Raw genomic sequence first — 7,765 nt, forward strand, 5'->3', positions numbered from 1 at the left:
GGCGGTCAGCGGGTGAAGGGGCCGGAGGATGCGCGCATCGCGAGGTACAGATCGGCGGGAAAAGGCGCTCCCCGGACTTCATCGCCGAGCCCTACCGCGACGCCGTTATCGACGTCACTGGCATCGCCACCGACGTCACCGGTGGTGTCAGGTGGTGCTCCTCGGAAAGTACGCGTTCAGCGGTGCGGCTGGCCGGCGAGGCCCAGCAAGGAGAGCCGCTCGCCGGTGGGGGCGCCGGCGACAGGGGTGAACAAGGCCAAAACCTGGGCGCTGTCGTCGTCGACCAAGGATTGGCAGTTCAGTTCGAGCAGGCCGACCTCGGGGTGCAGGATCCGTTTGCGGCGCGACCGCAGCACGGCGACTTCGTGCAGATCCCACAGCGCGGCGAACTCGGGACTGTCCCGGTGCAGCCGCTCGACCAGGGTACGGGCGGCGACGTCATCCCGGCGGGCGACGGCCGCCCGCAGGTCGGCGACCAAGGACCGGGACTCCTTCGTGTGGTCCTCGACCGGATATCCGCGGCGCTCGCCGGGGTCGGTGAACCAGCGGTGGATGACGCTCGCCTCCGGCCGGTGCGGCCGGTGAGGTCCCCGAACACCGCACGCGCGAGGTGGTTCTGGGCCGGGGTGACGTGCGGGTCGCCCCGCCGGCGGTCCGGCGCGGCCAGGCCCGCCAGCCGGTAGCGGTGGTCGCGTTCGTCCCGGCTCAGCCGCAGCGCGCGGGTCAACGCCCGCAGCACCGACTCCGACGGTGTCGCGGTGGCCCGGTCCTGTTCGAGGCGGGTGTAGTAGTCGGTCGAGATACCGGCGAGCCCGGCGACCTCTTCCCGGCGCAGTCCCGGGGTGCGCCGCCGACCCGCGGCAGCCAGGCCGACGTCGGCGGGGTTGAGTGCCTCGCGCCGGAGGCGGAGGAACTGGGCGAACTGCTGGGCGTCCACACCGAACAGTCTGCGCCGCCGGCGTCGCGGCAGGCAGGGACAACTTCACTCTGCCTACCGCGAGCGCGGACGCCGACGCTGGGTTTCACACGACTCAGCTACGGAGAAAACACATGTCTGCAGCCCGCACCTGGTTCATCACCGGCGCCTCCCGAGGGCTCGGGGCGCTCTGGACCGAAGCGATCCTCGAGCACGGCGACCGGGTCGCCGCCACCGCCCGCGACACCGACGCACTCGAGCCGCTCGCCAGCCGCTACGCCGACCGGCTGCTGCCCCTCCCCCTCGACGTCACCGACCAAGCCGCCGTCGACACCGCGGTCGGCACCGCCCAGCAGCGGTTCGGTGGCATCGACGTCCTGGTCAACAACGCCGGGCACATGCTCACCGGCGCGGTCGAAGAAGTCACCGCCGAGCAGGCCCGGGCGCAGATGGACGTCAACTACTTCGGCGCGCTGTGGACCACGCGCGCCGTACTGCCCGGGATGCGCGAGCGCCGTTCCGGCCGCATCCTTCAGGTCTCCTCGATCGGCGGACTCGTCGCCTACCCCGCGCTGGGCATCTACCAGGCCTGGAAGCGATAAGCCATTCCCTGGCCGCCGAGGTCGAGGCTTACGGCATCCACGTCACCCTGATCGAGCCGTCGCCGCCGACCCACCCGCTGACGTGAGTGCGTTCCGGAAGACCACCACGCCCGTCTACGGCTGTTCCTGGGTCACCCCTCTCGGCGCGAACGCCACCGCCTCGAAGCCAGCCAACAACCCGCGCACCCTCACCGAGCTGGCGGAGTCACCGGCCCCGCGATCTCCCGCACGATCGTCCTGGCGTTGCCCCGAGCCGGCCGCATCCCCACCCGCGGCCGAGGTCGCCGCCACCGAAATCGTCCGCGTGACCCACGGGCTGGTCGAGGACGGCACCTGGCCGACCGCCGGCATCGCTCAGGCCGGGTGACCGCACAACGGCCACTGCCGTCGACGGCCGCGGAGCCGGACAGTGAAGTGCTGCGCTACCCCGGGAGCTGCGTCGTGCGTGTGGAGGATGGGCAGCCGACGGGTGATCAAGACAGGCGGTGACACCGCCGATGACCAGACATGTGTCGGGTCCGATGGTGCTGCGTCTCAGCTGTCGGCGTGTTGATCTTCTCTCGGATGTCCCTGTTCCCGTAGCACGAGGTGCCTGGTGACCGAATCGACAACATCAGCCGAACCGGCAGTTCCCACCCACCGAGAAGCTGCTGACAGCGTGACGGCGTGGTGGGGGAAATCCTGGGCCGCAGCACTCGGCGACGTGTCGTTCGCCGTCAAAGACGAGCAGCGCCGATTCGTGCACGTGTCAGCGGGTTTCGCCGATCGCCTCGCCACGACTCCGGATGCGCTGATCGGGCTGTCCGACACCGACCTCGGCATGGACGAGGACGACCGTATCCGCATCCGCGGCGAAGAAGACACCGCGATCGCGCAGGACGTGCCCGTTGCGGCCACGGTCCGTTACCGCCAGGGCGACGGCTGGACCGGCTTCGGCACGGGGGTCCGCTTCCCGGTCACCGGCCCGTCCGGCGAGACCGGTGTGGGGTGCTTGTTCCTGGACGTGTCCGAGCAGGTCCGCGCCCAGGAACGCTTCGACCTGTTCGTCAACCAGCCATCGGTCCTGGCCACGATCAAGGACCGCGATCAGCGGTTCGTGTGGGTCTCCCGCTCGGTTGCCGACCGCTACCGGTTGCCGCTGGAGGACATCGTCGGCCGAACGCCCGGTGAGCTGTTCGGAGCCGAGTTCGGTGCGGAGAACCGCGCGCAGGACGAGGCGATGCTGGCTGCCGGCGGCCGGCCCATGACGGTCGACTTGACCTGGCCGCTCGATCCCCGGAACCCCACCCGGCTGCGCGGCAGCAGGTTCTCCTTCACCGATCACGACGGTCGCACCCTGATCGGAACCATGTTCGTCGACGTCAGCGACGAGCACCGCGCTCGGCAGCAAGCCGAAGCGGCCGAGGCGCGCTTCACCGAATTCATGCGTCACTCCCCCGCCGCGGCCGTGGTGAAGTCCGCCGACGGACGCTACGTGTGGGCCAACCCCGCCTACCACCACACCTACCACACCGACCCGCACGGCTTCCTCGGCTCGACGATCTACGACCTGACCAGCCGCGAGCAGGCCGACTACGCCACTCGGCTGGACCGGCAAGTGCTCACCACCGGAAAGCCGCTTCGCGACGTACAGCGCTATCAGCGCGGCGACGGCACCACCGGCGTCGATCTCGGCTTCCGGTTCGCCCTCACCCTGCCCGATGGCAGCACCGGGCTGGGTGGGGTGTTCATCGACATCACGGAACTGCACGAGACTCGGGCACGAGCCCAGGACGCCGAGGCGCGCTACCGGGAACTGTTCGAGCACGCCGGCCTGCCCATCGTGGTCTTCGACCTCGACGGCTACGTGATCAACGCCAATGTCGCCTACACCCGGCTGGTCGGCCGGTCGCTGTCGGTCCTGCGGGGTATGCCGATCAAGGCACTGATCACCCAGAGCACCAGGGACAAGGACACCGGCCGCTGGAACCGGCTGGTGAGCGGTGAGTTGCGGGTCTACCGCTCCCGGGCCACCCTGCGCCACAGCAACGGCACCATCGTCCCGACGATCGCCACGCAAGCCCTGATCACGCACCCCGACAACACGCCGAAGTACGTCTACAGCGTGGCTGCGCCGATCGGCGACGCCGATGCCGAGCCCGATCGGCGAAGCGCCGATCAACAGTTGCCGCAGCTGGCCGATGAACGGCTCAGCCGCGAAGAGCACGCCATCCTCGTCACCCTGGCCGCTGGTGGGACGCTGTCGGAGGTGGAGCGGCTGCTGCACTTGACCCGAGCCGGTGTCCAGCACCACTTGGGCAAGCTGCGCCGCCGGCTGGGGCTCGGCCCCGACATGCGGACCGGCGGGCTGGTCGCCCGCGCCTACGCCCACGGAATCCTGCAGCCCGGCACTTGGCCGCCCCGGACCACCCGTGAACCGCTCTAGCCGCGCGCGGCGGTTCAGTGGTGACGGGGAGTAATGGGGTTGGCGCCGAAGAGGTCGCGCGGCGCGATCGTGAAGCCTTGCCAGTGCGTGGACATCGCGGGCGCGTCTTCCTGCCGCGGAATGTGGTGGAAGTCGACCCGGGCCCAGACCACCGGGTGGGTCAGGTGCTCGGCGTTGAGGTAGGTGTCGAGGCTGCGGGCGCAGTCGTTGGCGTAGTTGGCGTCGATGAAGCGTTCACAGTCGTGGAACTGGGTGAAGTAGATGTCCTCGGCGGTGTACGCCTGGCTGTCCCGAGGGCCGGTGTAGTGGTCGAGGCCGTCGAGCCGCAGCTGCCACGACGGGTGCCGGCCGTTGGCCGATGTTTCGCCGGTGGCGGTCACCGCCCACATCCGCGAGTTGGCCGCGCGGGTCGCGGTCTCGGTGGTGACGGGCGTGATGGTCAGCGGGCGGACGCTCGTGCCGGTGTCGGGTGAGTCGATCTGGTCGATCTGCTGGGTCGCCTGGTGGTCGGGCCGGCCGTCGACGTCGAAATCCAGCCGCCAGTACGCGGCGTGGGTGTGGGCGGTCGCCACCTGGTGGGGGTCTTTGCCGATGCGCCAGCCGGTGGAGGTGTCGTCGGACAGGTACGGGCTGAGCGTTCCCGTGGCGCCGATCTCCGGGCGGATGGTGCCGTCGTCGGACAGGGTGTAGCGGGAAACGTACTTGTACCAGGCGGCCTCGGACACGACCGACAGCTGCAGGTCTTGGCCGGTCGCCGAGACGTCGTCGGTGCGCAGGGCGGGGGCCCGCGTCGTCGTGGCCGAGCACAGGATCCCGGGGCCGGTGCCCTCGGCCAAGACGTCTCCGGATGGGCAGTCCCGGTGGCGTTGCGGGAGGAAGTGGTCGAACCCGTAGCCGGCGACGTCGAGGTCGAATGCGGACCCGTCGTCATAGGACACCAGCATTTCGGCGAGCGACGCCTGGTTCAGGACCAGATGCCGGGCTCCGTCGCGGCCGGTGAACCGTACTCGGCGCAGGATGAGTCCTTCCTGCCCCGTGCTCCAGCACAGGTCCCAGCTCGTACCGGCGGGGAAGGTGTGGGAGAGGGCCTGGTCGGGGCCGCAGGTGTCGCTCGAGGCCGCCAACGCGGTCAGGACGCGGGGAACGGCCGCCGCGGTGGTGGCCAGCAGGCACACCACGCCGGCTGCGGCGGCGAGCACGAGGGCGAACCGCGGGCGCAGGGAGTGCCCCATGGTCACATCACCACCTTGAACATCGTGTGCTCGGTCAGGTCCGCGACGATCATGCGGGCGTTCAGCCAGACCCCGGCCGCGGTGCGGGCGCTCAGCCGCAGGCAGCGGGCGAGACGGCAGCGGGCCAGGTCGCCGCGGTTACGGGCCGCGGGCGCGTTGCCGGGTGTGAACGCGGTCGCGATCACGGTCAAGCCGGTCAGCTCGGCGGGCAGTCCGAGCGCTGACAGCTGGGTGCGCAGGTAAGAAGCGGTCGCGGGATCGCTGAGCAGCATCGCGGTGGCCTCGGCGGTCTCCTCGGCCGAGGCCGGGACGAGGACGTGACCCAGCTCGTGACGGCCGACCGGGCGCCGGCTCCGGTCCAGGCCGACGAGCGCGCCGGTGCCGTCGCGGTTGCTGAGCAGGACGTCCCAGCCGCCGGTGGTGGCCCGGATCCGCGCCACTGTCTCGCCCGGTCGCCGTGGGATCGCTGCCGGATCGAGCGCGGGCGGGCGGGCGGTGACGGTGCCGGCGGCGACCGGGGTGTCACCTGCCGGCCCCGCGGCCGAGACCGGATCGCCGGCGACCGAGACGGCCGCCAGGGCCGCCGAGACGACGAGACCGAAGACGAACATCCGGATTCCTGGCAGAGAACTCATCGGGCATTCCTCTCCCGTGGGGTGAGACGCACTGGCGTCTCACCCCACGGCTCGGCGCGTTCAGTTCTTCGGGGGCTTGCCGTTTTCGGGAGCGTCGCGGAACGCGGACGCCGGCGTGAACGAGCAGTGGATGCCGACCGGTTTCTGCACGATCAGGTAGTCCGGTGAGACGTTGTAATCTTCGCCGTCCGGGCCGTGCAGGATCATCGGGAAGTGGTATTCGTCCATCTGCGGGTAGACGTCCAGCCGGCCTTTCGAGCCGTTCTTGAGCGTGCCGGAGCAGGTCCATCCGACGTTGTAGGTGCTGGTGATCGAGCCACCGATCTCGGCGCTGATCTTCGCGCCGTTGATGTCACCGGAAGCGCCGACCTTGCCGTTGATGCTGACCTGGTAGCCCTGGGACTCGGTGTAGGTGAGGGTCCCCGATGTCTGCGAACCGCCGCCGTGGTGGATGCTGTAGTTCACGACGTTCGGCTTGACCACCGGGTTGTCGTAGTCGATGGTGCACAGGTAGGTCGCGCAGTCCTCGTAGGTGGGACCGCCGGCCGGCGCGGCCGAGGCGGCCTGGACCGTGCCCGCGAGCATCATCGCGGCCGCCGCGGTGATCACCCCGGTCTTGGTGCTGAGCTTCATGATGCGCTCCTGTCAGAAGTCCTGGTTCCAGGTCGAGTAGTCGGCGGGACCGTTGCTGATGTCGTTGAGGGAGAAGCGGGCGGTGCAGGTGCTCCAGGAGCCCGTCGCCGAACTGCGGGTGGACCCGGTGAGTACCCAGGGCCCGGTGATCGCCTTGGTGCGGCCGTTGTCGCCCTTGCAGGTCAGATCCACGCGCACCCGGCAGTTCTCGCCCGTGGTGGCCATGCCCGCGGTGGCCAGGTAGGGGCCCCGGCCGTAGTCGAGCGTGGCCGAGCAGGTGCCGTGGAAAACGGTGTTCGCCGCCGCCTGCGCAGTTGCCGCGCCGGCGCAGCCGAGAGCGGTAGCGGCGACCACCGTGAGCGCGGAGCCGGCGAACAACCTGAAAAACGTCGAGGTCATGACAGATTCACCTGTTTCGTGGAATTCAGATGTTGAAACCGATGTGCGCTTGCTGCTTCGACACCGGGTCGGTCAGCTGCGCGGATCCGGAACAGCCGTAGAGGTCTTTCGGGCTGGGCTGCCCCTGCAGAGTCAGCCGCAGGACCTCCGACACCGGGCCGCCGGTGGTCGTGAGCGTCTGCCCGGTGTAGGCGGTGCAGGTCAGCGTCGCCGCGGTGGTACAGCCACCATGCGGACGCACCACCAGGTACACGCCGTTGTCGTTGTGCTCGTACTCGTATCCGGCGAAACAGGTACCCGCAATGCGCATTGTTCCGGTCGTGGCCGCGTCGGCTTGGCCCGCCAAGCCGACGGCCAGTATTCCTGCGGCCACGAACCCTGCCGCCAACCGGCCCGGAAACCTGTTCATGCTTGCGTCCCTTCTGTTGCTGAGGTGAACGAATGATTTGTCTTTCCAGCGCTGGCGGAAGTAGTTTTGCACCGGAATCGGGGCCATTTCGGCCGCCGGAACCCCACATGTGTTGGGTATTTACAAACTAGTTCCGCCGCGTCAGGTGGATGCGTCGACCGAGTGCCTGCCGCCCCGACGACCTGACCAGCGAGGCGTACAGCGGCAACGGCGAGCGCGCGGATCCTTGGCGGCACCGTGGCCGGCTGAGCCGCCACCTCGAAGCGGCGCCTGCCTGCCCGCGCGCACCCGCACGACACGCACGAGCCGGCCTCCGCCCAGGATGTTCCTGCTGCTACGAGAACCAGGACAGCACGGTGGACGTGATCGCGTTGACGATGATGCCGGAGAGGAAGGCGAGCACGAAGACGGCATCAACGCGTTCGACCTGACGAAGGTGTGGCCGCACGGCGACTACCCGCTGATCGACGTCGGCCGGATGACGCTCGACCGCAACCCGACCGACCACCACACC

At 69.5% G+C, this 7,765-nt stretch carries 9 protein-coding genes and 2 pseudogenes; 4 read left to right on the plus strand and 7 right to left on the minus strand.

The genetic code is table 11. From position 1 onward, the window contains the following. Positions 1-176: 176 nt before the first annotated feature. The gene (locus tag ABZX11_RS46705; protein ID WP_354925338.1) at positions 177-554 is read right to left on the minus strand and encodes a hypothetical protein; all 378 of its coding nucleotides are present in this window, start codon (positions 552-554) and stop codon (positions 177-179) included. A 191-nt stretch (positions 555-745) separates the two neighbouring features. After that, positions 746-937, minus strand: a pseudogene (locus tag ABZX11_RS46710) (helix-turn-helix transcriptional regulator); the annotation flags it as partial. Between the two features lie 113 nt (positions 938-1,050). Between ABZX11_RS46710 and ABZX11_RS46715 the strand changes: the two are divergent. The 3 genes from ABZX11_RS46715 (at position 1,051) to ABZX11_RS46725 (ending at position 3,943) form a co-directional block, all read left to right on the plus strand. Next, complete coding sequence (locus ABZX11_RS46715) at positions 1,051-1,518, plus strand: SDR family NAD(P)-dependent oxidoreductase (protein WP_354925325.1); 468 nt, start codon at positions 1,051-1,053, stop codon at positions 1,516-1,518. 82 nt (positions 1,519-1,600) lie between these two features. Then, complete coding sequence (locus ABZX11_RS46720) at positions 1,601-1,885, plus strand: hypothetical protein (protein ID WP_354925327.1); 285 nt, start codon at positions 1,601-1,603, stop codon at positions 1,883-1,885. Between the two features lie 291 nt (positions 1,886-2,176). Then, positions 2,177-3,943, plus strand: coding sequence for a PAS domain-containing protein (locus tag ABZX11_RS46725; RefSeq protein WP_354925328.1), 1,767 nt, complete (start codon positions 2,177-2,179; stop codon positions 3,941-3,943). 14 nt (positions 3,944-3,957) lie between these two features. Here the strand turns inward: ABZX11_RS46725 and ABZX11_RS46730 are convergent, their stop codons facing one another. Genes ABZX11_RS46730 through ABZX11_RS46750 form a run of 5 tightly spaced genes read right to left on the minus strand, consistent with a single transcriptional unit; the run spans position 3,958 to position 7,338 of the window. Then, positions 3,958-5,175 carry a hypothetical protein gene (locus ABZX11_RS46730; RefSeq protein ID WP_354925340.1) on the minus strand — a complete coding sequence of 406 codons (1,218 nt, stop codon included), beginning with the start codon at positions 5,173-5,175 and terminating at the stop codon, positions 3,958-3,960. Between the two features lie 2 nt (positions 5,176-5,177). Then, positions 5,178-5,810: a hypothetical protein gene (locus ABZX11_RS46735; RefSeq protein WP_354925330.1), complete on the minus strand. Its 633-nt coding sequence runs from the start codon at positions 5,808-5,810 to the stop codon at positions 5,178-5,180. 60 nt (positions 5,811-5,870) lie between these two features. Then, the gene (locus tag ABZX11_RS46740) at positions 5,871-6,443 is read right to left on the minus strand and encodes a hypothetical protein (RefSeq protein WP_354925332.1); all 573 of its coding nucleotides are present in this window, start codon (positions 6,441-6,443) and stop codon (positions 5,871-5,873) included. Positions 6,444-6,455: 12 nt separating this feature from the next. Further along, the gene (locus tag ABZX11_RS46745; RefSeq protein ID WP_354925334.1) at positions 6,456-6,842 is read right to left on the minus strand and encodes a hypothetical protein; all 387 of its coding nucleotides are present in this window, start codon (positions 6,840-6,842) and stop codon (positions 6,456-6,458) included. Between the two features lie 25 nt (positions 6,843-6,867). Continuing rightward, on the minus strand, positions 6,868-7,338 hold the full coding sequence (locus ABZX11_RS46750; RefSeq protein ID WP_354925336.1) for a hypothetical protein: 471 nt from the start codon (positions 7,336-7,338) through the stop codon (positions 6,868-6,870). A 328-nt stretch (positions 7,339-7,666) separates the two neighbouring features. On the opposite strand from ABZX11_RS46750, the pseudogene ABZX11_RS46755 reads away from it, so the two are divergent. After that, positions 7,667-7,765, plus strand: a pseudogene (locus tag ABZX11_RS46755) (catalase); the annotation flags it as partial.

The organism is Amycolatopsis sp. NPDC004169, assembly GCF_040610315.1.
GTDB lineage: Bacteria > Actinomycetota > Actinomycetes > Mycobacteriales > Pseudonocardiaceae > Amycolatopsis.